Origin of the sequence: Confluentibacter flavum (assembly GCF_002843175.1) — a bacterium.
Lineage (GTDB): Bacteria > Bacteroidota > Bacteroidia > Flavobacteriales > Flavobacteriaceae > Confluentibacter > Confluentibacter flavum.
In genome coordinates, this window is record NZ_PJEO01000016.1 from 184,377 (window position 1) to 199,436 (window position 15,060).

The window sequence follows — 15,060 nt, forward strand, 5'->3', positions numbered from 1 at the left end:
AACATTAACCTTTATCCCAAATTATATCATCCTTATATTCTTCATAAACTTCCATATTTATAGGGCATTTATTGTCCATATCTGAAAGCTCAATTAATAAAGATAATGATTCGTTAAAGCGTCTTAATGAAACACTACCTAGCTCTATAATTAAACTATTAATTACACTTTCTTCAAATGGAAAATAAGGGTTTTGATCATTACCTTCTCTAAAGATTGCTATCAACTCTCTCAAATATTCCTTAAATATATCAGGATTTGGAAAATCAAAGCTGATTCTTTCTTTTATCCTTGATTTAACGCTTTCATAAACGTATTGTCCTAAATCTTCCACAGAAATTAATGCTGATTGAGTAAGATTCAAAAACAGTAGCAAATTGTTGGGTACGGTATCTAAAATCTCTCTGATGAAATTATTAGTCTTGTCAATGTTCGAATTGTTTAATACTGCAATGTCTTCAAACTCATCAATCCAAAGAATTACACACGAAAACTTTTGTTTGTTATAGGTTAAACACGAAAACAATCCCGCTAAAATTGAACTGTAATCGGTATCGTCTTTTAATGAACGTAATATACCAGATGCATTTAGTGATTTCAGCTCAGTGGCATTCATATTCCCGTACAAATACTTTTTAATGTCTAAGTGCTGTATGTCAGAATTAAAAACAGCCTTCAAAACACTTTGGATATGAAGGTTTGAGCCGATTGAATCAATATAAGCATTCAAATCACCAACAATATCAGAAAAAGTGTTTCTTAACTCTTCAATGTTAAGTTTGTCAATTATAGAAATGTAAATGCTGTAAATAGGTTCTTTACCTTTGGGTAATGATATAACCGCTGAATAAGGAATAGCCTTTCCAGCTTTATCTGCAAGTGCTTGTAAAACATCTTTCTTGTTGAAAAATCTTGCAGCGTGTGTTTTACCACTTCCATATTCCCCCCAATTTAAAACCAAAGTAGAATTAGGTATTCTAATACTACGTTCAATTCTTTTTTCAAATTTCTCTTTTACATCTTTGAACCCTGCCCAAACTAATTCGTCAGGGTTTGTTGCAGGTGTTAAACGAAATGGATTCGTTTTTAACTTGTATGTTGCTTTGAAGTCTGCCATTATTTATTATTTTATTTGGATGTAGCCGTCTTGATACTGTTCTTGATATTTGAATATGAATTTATCTTGTTCTTTCTCAGACAACTTATTTAGTATAAAGCTATAACCCACTTTTATTTTATCGTCCATATAAAGTTTATATTTGGTGTAGTTAGCTGCCTGTGAGGCTGTAACCCTATTTGGGGCGAGCGTTTTAAAAATTTCAAAACTATTTTCAATGTGCTTATAAATTCGGTCCAATATTGACTTTATATCGTCCGGATTAGAAACAATATTGTTGTTAAAACAGTCATCAAAAAGATGAATCATAAAATTGTCAAGAAATTTAGATGGTGATATTATTTTTTCAGTATTAATATCATTCCATATACATAAATGCTTAAATAAGTTATCGCCTATTTTTTCTATATTATATTCATTTTTTGAATTATCAAAACTGATAATTCCAAAATCCAACATCCAATTTAACCTAGGCATAATTAAATGTTCCAAATACACTTCCGCTTTTTCCCATTTTCTAATTCTGTTTAAGATAATGTCAAGCTTACTCACTACCTTTCTATCTGAGTTATATGTTGGGCTTTTATATCCCTGAAAAGAGTATTGATTTTGTTTTTTATATTCTTCCAAACTTTTAATTAACTTGGATTGAAACTCACTAACTATTTTTGAGTAGGTTGCTTTTCCTTCAATATAAATTAACTCCAACAGATTGCTGAAATAGAAATAATCATATCTTAAAATACACTCTAAAAAATACATTTTGTCAAATGTGGTTAATTCAAAAATATTTGAAGATTTACTATAGTCATTTTTTAATGCTTGATATACTTTCAAAGATTTACCAACATAGAGTATGTTATTTATTTTGTTTAACAATTCAATGTCAATTGCCATTTCTAGGTATGGCTTAGCTGAAATCCCATTTTTAGTTTCTTTAATTAACCCTTTGTTAAATTCACTATTATCTAAAACATCCTTATATTTTAAACAGAAAGTTTCAAATCTCTTATTGATATTACTAGTAGGAATCTGCTTATTTTCATCAAGGAAAAGGGATAAAATTTTGAAATAACCTAAGCGTCTAACTTTTGTATTTGTAGATAAAATTGGTAAAGACTTGTCATCTTTTATCGGCTGATTCTTGCGAAAAAAGATTGTATAAAATTCAGGGACGACAATTGAATCAATTTTTATTTTCACAATATGTTTTGCAAATTCAACATCCCACCAGAACTTTTCAGAAATTTCTATTGAAAACATATAATTTCCTGCATCTGGACACATTGCATCACCATACTTTATATCTGTATAATGGTTTTGAATAGCATTTTTTCCATATAAGTTGATTTGCTTAATTAATGAATACATTTCGTTGGTGATAGACTTACCTTCTGTCAAGTCTTCTCTCCATCCTAGGTATTCATAACCTTTAATTTCAAATGACGTAAATTCACTTATCTCGTCTAAAAGACGTTCGATTTTTGAAGTATCATCTAAAGTATTGTAGGAATAAAAGTCTTCATCAATTTCTTCTTCAAAATCATCTTTTATATCAAACGTAAAAGTATAATGATATTCACTAAACTCAAATATCAATTCGTTTTCGTGTATCATTGCTTGGTAGCAATTGTTTAAATATAAATTAAATACCTCTTTCATTTTATACAAAACAAGCCGCACAACCTTCTCCTTCGACATCATCCAAGATGTCCACTAGGTAAGGTGATTTGGCTTTTGATTTTTTTTCCATTCTTTTAATATACTCTTCTTTGATTTTCTCCATTCTTTCTGGTTGAATCAATTCTTCCAAGCTTTCAAATTGTCCCCAAGTGTAGCCGTCTTTCTCGTACTCCATAGCTTTCTTGTACAAATCAGGGTGTTGTTCGTACAACCAAACCCATTCAATTTTTTGTTGAAAAAAGCAAAAGAAACATCCCGAACGACTTCTTGCGTATTCTCCTTTTTTTCCGTTAACCTCAAATTCAATTTTGTTGTAGTAGGCAGGAACACCTACACCGCTTTCTTCTAATATTTTAAAAATATCGTCTCGCACTAATACTTCATCATTTTCTAAAAGTGGAAATGTAGCTTCGGTTGCTAGAGGATAATCCGTTGTTTTCAGAAAATCAAAAACCAAATGATTAAATGCTTTCACATTGGCATCCAATAAAATATTTAGCTTTTGGTCTAGTGTGAAACTTGTATCCACTTTTCGATTAATTGTTTGAAAAGCTTTTTCTTGATTTTTGCCAAAGTCTATATTCTTGGACATTGCTAAAAGTTGCTCCATGTTTTGGTTGGCTAACAATTTGGCAACAACATCTTGGCTCCAAATATTCTTGCGAAATGGAAATATGGATTGAATATTCTTTTTTGTAGAAATATAGCCTTCTCTTTCTTCATCACCTCGAATTCCAACATAAGAAATCACCGGGTCAGAACCAACATAGTTTTCAAAAGGGTCTAGTTTCAGTTTTTTAGTGCACCAACGAGCATTGGAAGAAGGTAAAAATCCACCGTACATTTTTAAAAAGTGGTCAAATGGGTCTTCTGAACTTTTTTCAGCACCCTGCAAAAGCTCAATCTTGATTCCGAGATAAACCTCCAAATTTTTTATTAATTGATAGGTTTCATCTAGTTCCTTACCCGTATCACAGGTATAGAATTCTAAATCAATGGACGGATATTTAGTTTTGACATAAATTGCCAAAGCAGCACTATCTTTCCCTCCTGATATACCTAATACGTGTCTTACTTTGCTCATTGTAATAATTCTTTAAGTAGGTTCAAGACAGCCGCAACGTTTGAAGTATTGTCTTTACCTAATTTATTTCTAAGCTCATTTTTCAATTGCTCAATTTCTTTGCTTTTGTTTTTTGGAACTCTTACCACTTTTGGGTCAATTTTACTAAAGAATGAATCTATTTTAACACCAATCACTTCTTCTTTGCTTTCATCAATATCAGACTTTGAGATTTTAGTTAAACTATCGAGAGCTAAAATCATTGCTTTAAACTGTTCATAAAGCATAACTTCATCCTCATCAGAAAAGTTCTCAAGTGTTTTTCCCATCACAGCTTGTGCTATAGAGTTTAGCCAAGCTTTTCGGTCGTCTAAAGGCGAATCCAATCTTTGCACAAAAGTCTTTTGATTACTCAAAAGCATATGCTTTTTCAATTTTGTGAATCGCTTTTGTAAATACGCTTTGTATTCTTCAAAGTCGGAAGTTTGCCCGACAAATTCACTACAAATGAAATCCTCAAAACGCTTTACCAATTCATCATAAGCAGTTCGTAGTTCTCTTACGGAATCTTGTAAACTAGTTGTAAAGCTTTGAAGTTTAGATTTATCTTGTTGTAAAGTGGAAAGCGTTAAACCTAAAGCACTCGGAAAAGCATCAAAAAATGTTTCTTCGGGGTCTTTACTTGTTGCAATAGCTTTTCTAATTTTTATTGCAGATGGAGAAAGTCTTTTTGTGTTTTTACTGTACTCTGGCAATTGTTTGTAGAAAACAATGAATGGTTTTATGGTTTCAATAAAAGAGTTATTATCGAATTTTTGTTCAGTTGCAATGTTTAAGAATGTTCGATAACTATTAAAAATGTCCAATTTTACACCTTCAATATGAAATGTTTTTATAGAATAATCATTGGGATATTTTGAAATCAATCCTAAATTCTCCTCGGATAGTTGAGGGATATAACCATCTTCATTAAAGATTGCAAAATCGTCACGTTTCAAAAACAAAAATGTAGGAATCCAAAAGTCAATTAATCCTTGTTTTAGTTTGAAAGGTCTTTTGCTCAGCAATTCACTTAATTCTGAGATTTTGAGTTGTTCAGATTTGGCACTTTCTAAAAAGTCTTCCGATGCTCTCCATAATCTATTGAAAGTTGAATTATCATGAATGGAAATTACATCCAAAGAGTTTTCTCTTATTGGTGAAATGCCATTTTCCTTGAGAAGGGATAAATAGATTGTCTTTTCAGGTGGAAATTTTGAATCTTCAAAGCCTAAATTTTCTTTATCCCAATCATTCGCCAAAGCCTTAAAATAATTCTTTTTAGCAGTATGAATAGAAGATGAAATTTTATGCTTGTTTACCAATTCATTTTTGAAAACAGGAGTGGCATCATACACAATGCTACACACTTGAGAAAGTAGTTTATTGAAGTCCTTTTTATCATTAATTTTCTTTTCTGCTCCATTAAAAAACCACTTCACATCTTTACTGCCTGAATAAATGCTATCTGTTATATAGTGGTTTAATAAACGTACTTGCGATGAATTAATACTTTCCAATTCTCTAATTGCAACTTTATCTTTTTCATTTTCTAAAATTACTTTTTGAATTTTTTCAATCTCAAACAATAGGTTTTTAATCTCAATAGAGTTTTTGAAAAAACAGTAAATTACTGCCTCCTCTTGTTGTTTGGATTTATTTTGTATGTCGCTTTCTTTTAACTTACCGTTAAAAACAAGATTTACAAAGCCGTCAATTTCTCCTTCGGGAGTTTCATTAGTTATGGGGTATTCAGTAATTCTAAATTGAAAATACCTAGGCGTTCCTGTAGAAAATGAATATTGCTTTGCAAAGACTGGATTAAATTGAATATGCCTATTTAAAAGTGTAGTAATATCTGCAACTTCCGAAATTCTATTACCAGCTTCAATCAATGCTGTTTGAATGTCCAAATCTGTTCCTTCGAACAGAATGAATCGTTTTGAATGTGAACGATAACGAATAATATTTTTTGTCTCTAGATTCTTAATGACTTCTTTGGCATCTGATACACCACAAGTAGTTTTTAAATAATCAATAAAGAAACTCAAATCCAAGATTGAACCACTTGCAGAGAAGATATTTAAAAGTCCAATTGTTTTGACTGCTTTGATGTAATCGTTGATATTTGAGTCAAATGCTCTTTCCACTTCTTCGATTGATGAACGAATGGAACTCCAAGCAGAAAAGTCAGGGTTATATTTTGATGTTAAAAACGAGTAGAAATTGAAATTTAGGTAATCGTAAACATTTGACAAATTGTAAAACGGATTTTCCTTTTTGTTGAATTTTGCCAATCCTGTATGGTCTGATGATTCAAGAAAAGAAAATAATGACCTTTCATTTTGTCCGTATCTCTGCAATGAAAGTGTAAGAATATTAGCTGAAAGAATATCAAGCGGATATAGCTTAGAAGCAATTTCTTTCAGGAAGTCTTTATTGAAATTAAATGCCTTTGTTTCGGTGGTTAACTTCAAACATTTATCAATTTCTGATTTTGAAGTCTTGGTTTCAAAATTCTCCGAAATGTGTTCAGATGCCAAAAACAAAAGTTGTTCAACAGGCTCGTTAAAAGTAATTTCACGGAAACGTCCTTTTACTTTTGTCCATTCTTGTTGTTGAGCTTTACTTAATGAATAAGCATAAGATTCTAAACTTTGGTGGACAGTCGTGATTAAAACAATATTGTGTTTTGGATTATTACAGAACTCTGCCAATTGCTGAACAAAATAAAGCTCTTTTTCAGGATTGTGTTTACTTGCGTACTCCAAAAACTTACCAAACTCATCAATTAGAATAAATAATAGCTTGTTTTCCTTTCCAATTGAATGATAACGATTGAATATTTCTGAAACAATATTTTCCTGTTGATTCTTGTTAGTTTTAACCTCAAAAGCATCTGCAAACAGTTCTACTATGGAAGCGTATGAGCCAACAATTTTTACAAAATCGTATTTAGGTTTTATTATGAAATTCGGTTCAAAATAGCGTTTCGTTCCTCTAACACTCTGTTCAAACGCCAAAAGAAAGGAAGATTTACCTGTACCATAAGTGCCAACGATATTAAAAGAACGAATTCCTTTTTTAAAGTCGTTAACTATTTGGCTAACAACTTGACTAGCATTGGGAGTTGGGATGTAGTTGAAATCCCTATCAGTGTCCCTGATAATATTTACCGATGTTGTGAAATTATTTGCCATAGTATGTGTCTAATATTTTGTAAGCGCCTGATTTATTCTTGAATTGCAACTCTTTAATCCCTGCTTGGTCAGTAAAAGTGATGTCTTTAAATTCACTTACTATTTCAGAAATTTTATTCATCAAGCCAGAGCGATTTAAAGCGAAAATTGAACCCGGACTATTCAAGTCAAACTCCAAGGAATTCAGACTTATAGAGTTTCCGTAGTTTGAATTATCAAGTATTGTGAACAATACAATCGCTTCGGGGAGATTATCTCTTTCAGAATTTTCAATGTAAAATTGTTCTTCTTTGCCTTTTCCAGTTGTCTTTAAAAGTTCTATTTCAGAAAGAATGCCAGAAAAACTATCCTCAACATCCTTACTTTCAGGGTCATTTTTATAGAGGTTTGCGAAAACAATAAAGTCTTTTGCAACCGTATTTTCATTGAAATTCAAATCGGGATTGCTCTCACCAATTCTCTTCACATAGTTTACAAAGGTTTCTTTGTTAAAGAACAGTTTCTCTTTTCTGAACTCATTAAAAATGATGGAGTAAATAGTAGCAAAACCATTTTTCACTAATTGATAATGCAGAAGCCAAAGGCTAGCTTCATCTTCCAAAAAAGGATCATAACCAGTTTCATCATCAAATAATCGCCTGCCAAATTCAGTTGGAATGTCTTTGTTGTCAATAATATTGAAAGCTTTCAGCCAAAAACGAATGGATGAAACCATATTTTTCCCAACTCCAAGTTGAACAACTGCATCTTCTTCATTAAAATTCTTTCTTTGCTGCACATAGTCATAACCCTTTTTAAGCCAAAGCTGACGGCACTGAAAAGAATCGTGGCCAGAAAATGTATATTTTGTGATTTCTGAACTTTCTATCATTAATTTTTCTTGTGAAAACCTGTAATTTTATAAAACACAAAGTAACCAATTTTTTACTGTTTTTTAAGCCGAAAAAACACATATTATCAACACCTAAATTATAGTTAACAGCAATAGATCGTTTTTTTATTTGCAATTACAATATTCAATTGAAATGTTTTACCCGTTCTAAAGTTTTTAATTTTCGTGCAAATATTTATTTAATAGTAATGTAAATATTTTTATAGTGTTATGAAGTAATTCAAGGTTAAGAACTCCATAAACCGTTAATGCTAGTTTCTAACTTAGAAAAAGTGAGCTCGCTTTTATGCAACCAGTCTAATCAACAATTGTAAATGTAGAAAGTATTAGTAAAATTTGCTAATTATCTCGCATTTTTACTAAAAAACCATGAACTACAAAGAAATAACTCGCAAAAAACTTTATGATTTTGTATGGTCTATACCTAAGACTACGCTATCTAAACAATTAAATGTGAAAGCATCTCACATAAAAAAGGTGTGTATAGATTTTGACATCCCTACACCAAAGAATGGCTATTGGTCAAAACTAAAACACGGAAAAAAAATTGAAAAATCATTATTACAGGGAGATTTCAATAAAGTCATTAAACTAGAAATTAATAAACAAGCTAAAAGCAAACCTATATTAAAAGTGCCAAAGAAGCTTTCAAAACCAGATGACCTAGTTACTATAGCCAAAAAAGATTTGTCAGGCAAAGAAATATCTCATTGGCACAGAGCCAAAGGTATGGTTACAACCTCAAAAGGAATATTAAATATTACGGTAACACCAAAACTTGTATCGAGGTCTCTAATTTTTATGGATACCTTCATAAAATTAGCTAAACAACGAGGTCACACCATATCCCATAAAGAACATTATGGGACTATTATAACTGTTTATGGAATTGAATCTACAATATACCTAAGAGAAAAAAGTAAACGAATTATTATAAAAAATAATGGTCTTTGGAATGAAACAGAATTAGTGCCTATTGGAGAATTAGTTTTCAAAAGAGATGATTATCCTGATAAGGAATGGTATGATTCTAAAAAAGTTAAGTTAGAAGCTAAAATTCCAGATATAATACAATATTTCGAAGAACAGGCTATGCAAGAAAGAGCTAATGATATTGAACGTGAATTAAGAAGAGAGCAACAACAACGCCAACAAAAAATAGAAGAAGAAATAAAACAAATTAGGAAAAACGAAATTGAAAAATTTAATCGTCTACATGAGGATTCGTCGCGTTATAGAAAGGCAGAACAAATAAGGGCTTTTATTAATGCAAAAAGAGAAAATGCTATTAGGAATAATTATCTAGATGCATCTTTAGAAAATTGGATAGAATGGGCAAAGGCTAAAGCAGATTGGCTTGATCCAATTATATCAAAAAAGGATGATACTTTAGGTGAATATGACGATTATAAATAATAGATAGTAGGTCACTAAGAATAAAATGCCAAAAAAGAAACAGCAACACCCAAAACAAAACAATACCCACGAAATTCTGTTAAAAAATGTTAAATTTTATGCTGTTTGCAAATTGTTTGCAAATAAAAAGGCTTCAAAGAGTTAAAACTCTGTAAAGCCTTGATTTTACTAGTGGTCCCACCTGGGCTCGAACCAGGGACCACCTGATTATGAGTCAGGTGCTCTAACCAACTGAGCTATAGGACCGAAATTGGCTGCGAATTTAATACTAATTTTATAACTCTACAAGAAAATAATTTGTTTAAATAATTTCTTGGCAAAGCTCTATTAATACACCATTGGAACTTTTTGGATGCAAAAAAACAACTAGCTTATTATCAGCCCCTTGTTTTGGCACATCACTTAAAACAACAAACCCTTCGTCTTTTAATCGTTTTATCTCGTCATTAATGTTTTCAACCTCAAAAGCGATATGGTGTATACCCTCCCCTTTTTTTTCTATAAACTTTGCGATTATACCATTTTCATCCATGGCTTCCAGCAACTCAATTTTATTGTTTCCTACTTTAAAAAACGATGTTTTAACGCTTTCGCTCTCTACAACTTCAGTTTTATAAGATGGTTTCCCAAATAGTTTGGTATACAATTCGTTAGCGTCATCTAAGTTTTTAACCGCTATTCCTATGTGTTCTATATTTTTCATTACAAATCCCTTTTTAAGTAAGATACAAATTTTGTTACTAAAAGTAAGCTTATCTTTAAATATCCTGTATTTTTGCGGTATAAACCTTTAATAGGTATTAAATGAGCAACGTAGAGGAAAGTCAAAGACAAAAAAAAATAGGATCTGTATTACAACGCGATTTAGTTGATGTACTTCAAAATGCCGCCACGCAAGGGGGCATGCAGGGTATATTAATATCGGTGTCTAAAGTGAAGGTAACGGTAGATTTATCAGTTGCTAAAGTATATTTAAGTATTTTTCCAAATGATAAGGCTAAAGATCTTTTGGTAGGTATAAAATCGAATACGCCTTTAATCAAACACGAACTGGCACAACGTACCAAACATCAATTAAGACGCATGCCGAATTTGGAGTTTTTTGTTGATGATTCTTTAGAGTATATTGACCAAATTGAAAAATCCTTAAAAGGCACTGAAAACCCTATTAAAGACCCAACTATTTTAGAAAAAAGAAAAAAATCTTAATTGAATTTAATCTGGTGGTTGTTATTGTTTTTTAATGGACAGCTTGAACATTCATTTAATAATTATTTTTTCATAATATTATCGTTATGAATGTTTCCTTATACATAGCAAAACGTTATCTCCGTTCTAAAAGCAGTAACAATGCTATTAATTTTATTACCATCATTGCCGCTGTTGGTGTTGTTTTAGGTGCTGCTTCATTATTTGTTGTGCTGTCTGGGTTTGCTGGCTTAAAAGATTTTACACTTCAATTTTCAAGTATCGTAGACCCTGATTTAAAAGCTGAAACAGCTGTTGGTAAATCCTTTATTTTAAGTGATGAGGACATTTCAAAATTAAATGATATTGAAGCTATTGCGTCTTACTCTAAAATTATTGAAGAGCGCGTTATTATTGGGTTTGATGAAAAAAACTACTTGGCAACTATTAAAGGAGTTGATGAACATTTTCAGCGTGTTAATGCCATAGATTCCGTTATCGTACAAGGTAAATGGTTTGAACAGGACACCAATCAAATTGCTGTGGGTTGGGGCATTTCAGCTAATTTATCGTTTGGAGTTTTAGATTATGCCAAAGCCATAAACATCTATGTGCCCAAGCCCGGTAAAGGACAAATTACCTCCATAAAAAGTGCGTATAGTTCTGTAAATGCTATTAATGTTGGCATTTTTGATATCAATGAAACTTTGAATGATACTTATGTGTATGCACCGATTAGTTTAGTCGAATATTTGCTTAATTATAAGCCCAATCAAATATCTGCCATAGAATTTAAGTTGAAAGACGGCGCTGATAGAACGGATGCCATAACAAAAATACAAGTGGCTTTAGGTGATAAAGTTGTTTTAAAAACCAGGGAACAGCTTAATGATAAACTCTATAAAATGTTAAATACTGAAAATTTAGCGGTGTATTTAATCTTTACATTGGTTTTAATCATTGCCGTATTTAATGTGATTGGCTCTATCATCATGATGATTTTAGATAAAAAGAAAACATTAAGTACCCTCTTCAATATGGGAGCAACGCTTAAGGATATTAGGAAAATTTTCTTTTTTCAAGGCAGTTTAATGAGTATTGGTGGCGGTGTTATAGGCATTTTAATTGGGTTAGTGCTCGCAGCAAATCAACTTTATGGACCTGAGTTTCTTAAAATTTATATCACACCAAGTCTTCCCTATCCTATTACAATTAAAGCGATAAACGTGTTGATTGTATTTGTTACTATTTCAATATTAGGTGTCATAGCATCTAAAATAGCATCTGTTCGAATTACTAAAACGCTCGTGGAAAATCATTAGTTTGAAAAAACTAAGAACTACTCCGTAAACTGATAATCAGAATACTCTTCAAGAACCTCATCGAAAGCAGCAAATACATCATCTGCATCGTCGCTAGTGACCATTTTGGTTCTGTAATCTTTAAAATGCGGAATGCCTTTAAAATAGTTGGTGTAATGACGGCGGGTTTCAAATACACCTAAAGTTTCGCCTTTCCAATCTATCGCCATTTGCAAATGTCTGCGCGCTGCGTCTACACGGTCTTCAATAGAGATTGGTGCTAAATGTTCTCCGGTTTTAAAAAAGTGCTTTACTTGCTTAAAAAACCAAGGGTTTCCAATACTGGCACGTCCAATCATCGCACCATCCAATCCGTAAATATCACGCATTTCCATGGCTTTTTCAGGCGTGTCTACATCGCCATTCCCAAATACAGGAATATGCATGCGCGGGTTGTTTTTGACTTCGGCAATGGGTTTCCAATCGGCACTTCCTTTATACATTTGAGCGCGCGTACGTCCGTGAATGGCAATGGCCTTACAACCAACATCTTGCAATCTTTCGGCAACCTCAACAATTCTTATGGAATCATGGTCCCAACCTAAACGGGTTTTTACGGTAATTGGGATGTTTGTGCGTTTTACCATTTCGGCCGTAAGCTGTTCCATCAAACAAACATCTTTTAAAATGCCTGCGCCGGCACCTTTGCTAACGACTTTTTTAACTGGGCAACCAAAATTAATATCTATTATATCTGGATTGGATTTTTCAACAATATCAATGGTTTGGAGCATACTTTCTAAATTCGCACCAAATATTTGAATCCCTACTGGGCGTTCCCTTTCATAAATATCGAGCTTCATAATGCTTTTAGCAGCATTACGAATCAAACCTTCGCTAGACACAAACTCGGTATAAACCACATCGGCGCCTTGCTCTTTGCACAATGCACGAAACGGTGGGTCGCTTACATCCTCCATAGGCGCTAAAAGCAACGGAAAATCAGGAAGTTCTATGTTGTGTATTTTTATCAAGCCATTAATTTTTGTGCAAAATTAGTGTTTTTATTTTATCTAACTAAAACCAAGGATATCATGTTTTAAAAACCAGATATTTGCAGATAAAAACATCTATATTTGCAAATTAAATCTAGGTGTAGATTACTTTTATGAAGAACATTAGAAACTTTTGCATTATTGCACATATAGATCACGGAAAAAGTACGCTTGCAGACCGTTTATTGGATTTTACTGGCTCGGTTACTGAAAGAGAAAAGCAAGATCAACTTCTAGATAACATGGATTTGGAGCGCGAACGTGGTATTACTATTAAGTCGCATGCCATTCAAATGGATTATACATATAAGGGCGAACAATATATTTTAAACCTTATTGACACGCCTGGCCACGTTGATTTTAGTTATGAAGTATCTCGTTCAATCGCCGCTTGCGAAGGCGCTCTATTAATCGTTGATGCTGCACAAAGTATTCAGGCACAAACCATTTCCAATTTATATTTAGCTCTGGAAAACGATTTAGAAATCATTCCAATTCTTAATAAAGTGGATTTGCCTAGTGCCAACCCAGAAGAAGTCACTGACGATATTGTAGATTTATTAGGTTGCAAACCAGAAGATATCATCCACGCCAGTGGAAAAACAGGGTTTGGGGTCGATAATATTTTAGCGGCCGTTATTGAACGCATTCCTGCTCCAAAAGGGAATCCAGACGCACCATTACAAGCTCTGATTTTTGATTCTGTTTACAATACGTTTAGAGGTATTGAAACCTATTTTAGGGTATTTAATGGCGAAATTAAAAAAGGACAAAAAATTAAATTTGTTGCTACGGATAAGGAATATTATGCTGATGAAGTCGGTACATTAAAACTTTCCCAAGTTCCCAAACAAAGTGTTAAAACAGGCGATGTTGGATATTTAATAACAGGTATAAAAACAGCTAAAGAAGTTAAAGTAGGCGATACTATTACCGATTTCGCAAATCCAACCATCAATATTGTTGAAGGTTTTGAAGATGTGAAACCCATGGTATTTGCTGGTATTTATCCTGTTGATACAGAAGATTATGAAGAACTGCGCAGTTCTATGGAAAAACTGCAATTAAACGATGCCTCGTTAGTGTTTATTCCAGAAAGTTCTGCCGCATTGGGTTTTGGTTTCCGCTGTGGTTTTTTAGGCATGCTTCACATGGAAATTATCCAAGAACGTTTAGAGCGCGAGTTTGATATGACCGTGATCACCACGGTTCCCAACGTATCCTATAACGCTTACACTAATAAAAATCCTAATACCCCTTTTGTAGTAAATAACCCTTCAGACTTACCAGATCCTTCTACCGTAAATCGTGTTGAAGAACCTTATATTAAAGCAACCATCATTACTAAATCTGATTTTGTAGGGAACGTGATGTCACTTTGTATTGAAAAAAGAGGCATTGTTGCTGGGCAAACCTATTTAACACAAGAACGAGTTGAGTTAACGTTTGAAATGCCTTTGGCGGAAATTGTCTTCGATTTTTATGATAGGCTTAAAACCGTTTCTAAAGGCTATGCGTCTTTTGATTATCACCCCATAGGTATGAAAACGTCCAAACTGGTTCGTCTTGACATTTTACTCAATGCACAACCTGTTGATGCGCTTTCCGCATTGATTCACGCCGATAATGCACAAAATATTGGCAAAAAAATGTGTGAAAAGTTGAAAGAGTTAATACCTCGTCAACAATTCGATATTCCTATTCAAGCTGCCATTGGGGCAAAAATTATTTCACGCGAAACAATCAAAGCGCTTAGAAAAGATGTTACCGCGAAGTGTTATGGTGGTGATATTTCGCGTAAACGTAAATTGCTTGAAAAACAGAAAAAAGGTAAAAAACGTATGCGCCAAGTAGGAAATGTTGAGATTCCGCAAGAAGCTTTTATGGCCGTTTTAAAATTGAATGATTAAAAAAATGAAGCGGCATAATAATAAAATATCATGCCGCTCTTTTTTTAAATCATCTTTAAATATATTAATTCTTAAAAGATGTTCTCGAGAGTTCTATCTATTCTCGATTTTATTAATAGCATCACAAATATAAAAGGTGTGTAATTGCAAGGCTAAAGGTTTTCCCTCAAAATAAGTAAGGTCATTCCGTAATTAT

The 15,060-nt window shown here is 32.7% G+C and carries 11 protein-coding genes and 1 tRNA gene; 4 read left to right on the top strand and 8 right to left on the bottom strand.

Going from position 1 to position 15,060, the window contains the following annotated elements; translation table 11 throughout:
- Positions 1–4 precede the first annotated feature (4 nt).
- The 5 genes from CSW08_RS05950 to CSW08_RS05970 all read right to left on the bottom strand — a co-directional run bounded on the left by CSW08_RS05950 (position 5) and on the right by CSW08_RS05970 (position 7,973).
- On the bottom strand, positions 5–1,117 hold the full coding sequence (locus tag CSW08_RS05950) for a hypothetical protein (protein WP_106658987.1): 1,113 nt from the start codon (positions 1,115–1,117) through the stop codon (positions 5–7).
- A 6-nt stretch (positions 1,118–1,123) separates the two neighbouring features.
- Positions 1,124–2,716, bottom strand: a complete 1,593-nt coding sequence (locus CSW08_RS05955; RefSeq protein WP_157831431.1) for a hypothetical protein — start codon at positions 2,714–2,716, stop codon at positions 1,124–1,126.
- Positions 2,717–2,780: 64 nt separating this feature from the next.
- Positions 2,781–3,884, bottom strand: coding sequence for a phosphoadenosine phosphosulfate reductase family protein (locus CSW08_RS05960; protein ID WP_106658989.1), 1,104 nt, complete (start codon positions 3,882–3,884; stop codon positions 2,781–2,783).
- Positions 3,881–7,102: a hypothetical protein gene (locus tag CSW08_RS05965; protein ID WP_106658990.1), complete on the bottom strand. Its 3,222-nt coding sequence runs from the start codon at positions 7,100–7,102 to the stop codon at positions 3,881–3,883. Before CSW08_RS05965 ends, CSW08_RS05960 begins: the two co-directional genes overlap by 4 nt.
- Positions 7,092–7,973 (bottom strand): DUF4007 family protein, encoded by an 882-nt coding sequence (locus CSW08_RS05970; RefSeq protein WP_106658991.1) that lies wholly within the window; start codon positions 7,971–7,973, stop codon positions 7,092–7,094. The genes CSW08_RS05965 and CSW08_RS05970 overlap by 11 nt, the downstream gene beginning before the upstream one ends.
- A 390-nt stretch (positions 7,974–8,363) precedes the next feature.
- On the opposite strand from CSW08_RS05970, the gene CSW08_RS05975 reads away from it, so the two are divergent.
- Positions 8,364–9,410, top strand: a complete 1,047-nt coding sequence (locus CSW08_RS05975) for a hypothetical protein (RefSeq protein ID WP_106658992.1) — start codon at positions 8,364–8,366, stop codon at positions 9,408–9,410.
- A gap of 172 nt (positions 9,411–9,582) precedes the next feature.
- On the opposite strand, the gene CSW08_RS05980 is transcribed toward CSW08_RS05975, so the two are convergent.
- Positions 9,583–9,656 (bottom strand) — tRNA-Ile (locus CSW08_RS05980).
- A 55-nt stretch (positions 9,657–9,711) separates the two neighbouring features.
- Positions 9,712–10,113 carry a methylmalonyl-CoA epimerase gene (gene mce / locus CSW08_RS05985; protein ID WP_106658993.1) on the bottom strand — a complete coding sequence of 134 codons (402 nt, stop codon included), beginning with the start codon at positions 10,111–10,113 and terminating at the stop codon, positions 9,712–9,714.
- Positions 10,114–10,214: 101 nt separating this feature from the next.
- On the opposite strand from mce, the gene rbfA reads away from it, so the two are divergent.
- Together rbfA and CSW08_RS05995 are read left to right on the top strand one after the other, a co-directional pair.
- Positions 10,215–10,619, top strand: a complete 405-nt coding sequence (rbfA, locus tag CSW08_RS05990; protein ID WP_106658994.1) for a 30S ribosome-binding factor RbfA — start codon at positions 10,215–10,217, stop codon at positions 10,617–10,619.
- Positions 10,620–10,705: 86 nt separating this feature from the next.
- Positions 10,706–11,920, top strand: coding sequence for an ABC transporter permease (locus tag CSW08_RS05995; RefSeq protein ID WP_106658995.1), 1,215 nt, complete (start codon positions 10,706–10,708; stop codon positions 11,918–11,920).
- 17 nt (positions 11,921–11,937) lie between these two features.
- Here CSW08_RS05995 and dusB read toward each other — a convergent pair whose 3' ends face one another.
- Entirely contained in the window at positions 11,938–12,933 is a 996-nt protein-coding gene (dusB, locus tag CSW08_RS06000) for a tRNA dihydrouridine synthase DusB (RefSeq protein ID WP_106658996.1), read from the bottom strand.
- Positions 12,934–13,067: 134 nt separating this feature from the next.
- Between dusB and lepA the strand changes: the two genes are divergently transcribed.
- On the top strand, positions 13,068–14,864 hold the full coding sequence (lepA, locus tag CSW08_RS06005; protein WP_106658997.1) for a translation elongation factor 4: 1,797 nt from the start codon (positions 13,068–13,070) through the stop codon (positions 14,862–14,864).
- The last annotated feature ends 196 nt before the right edge of the window (positions 14,865–15,060 follow it).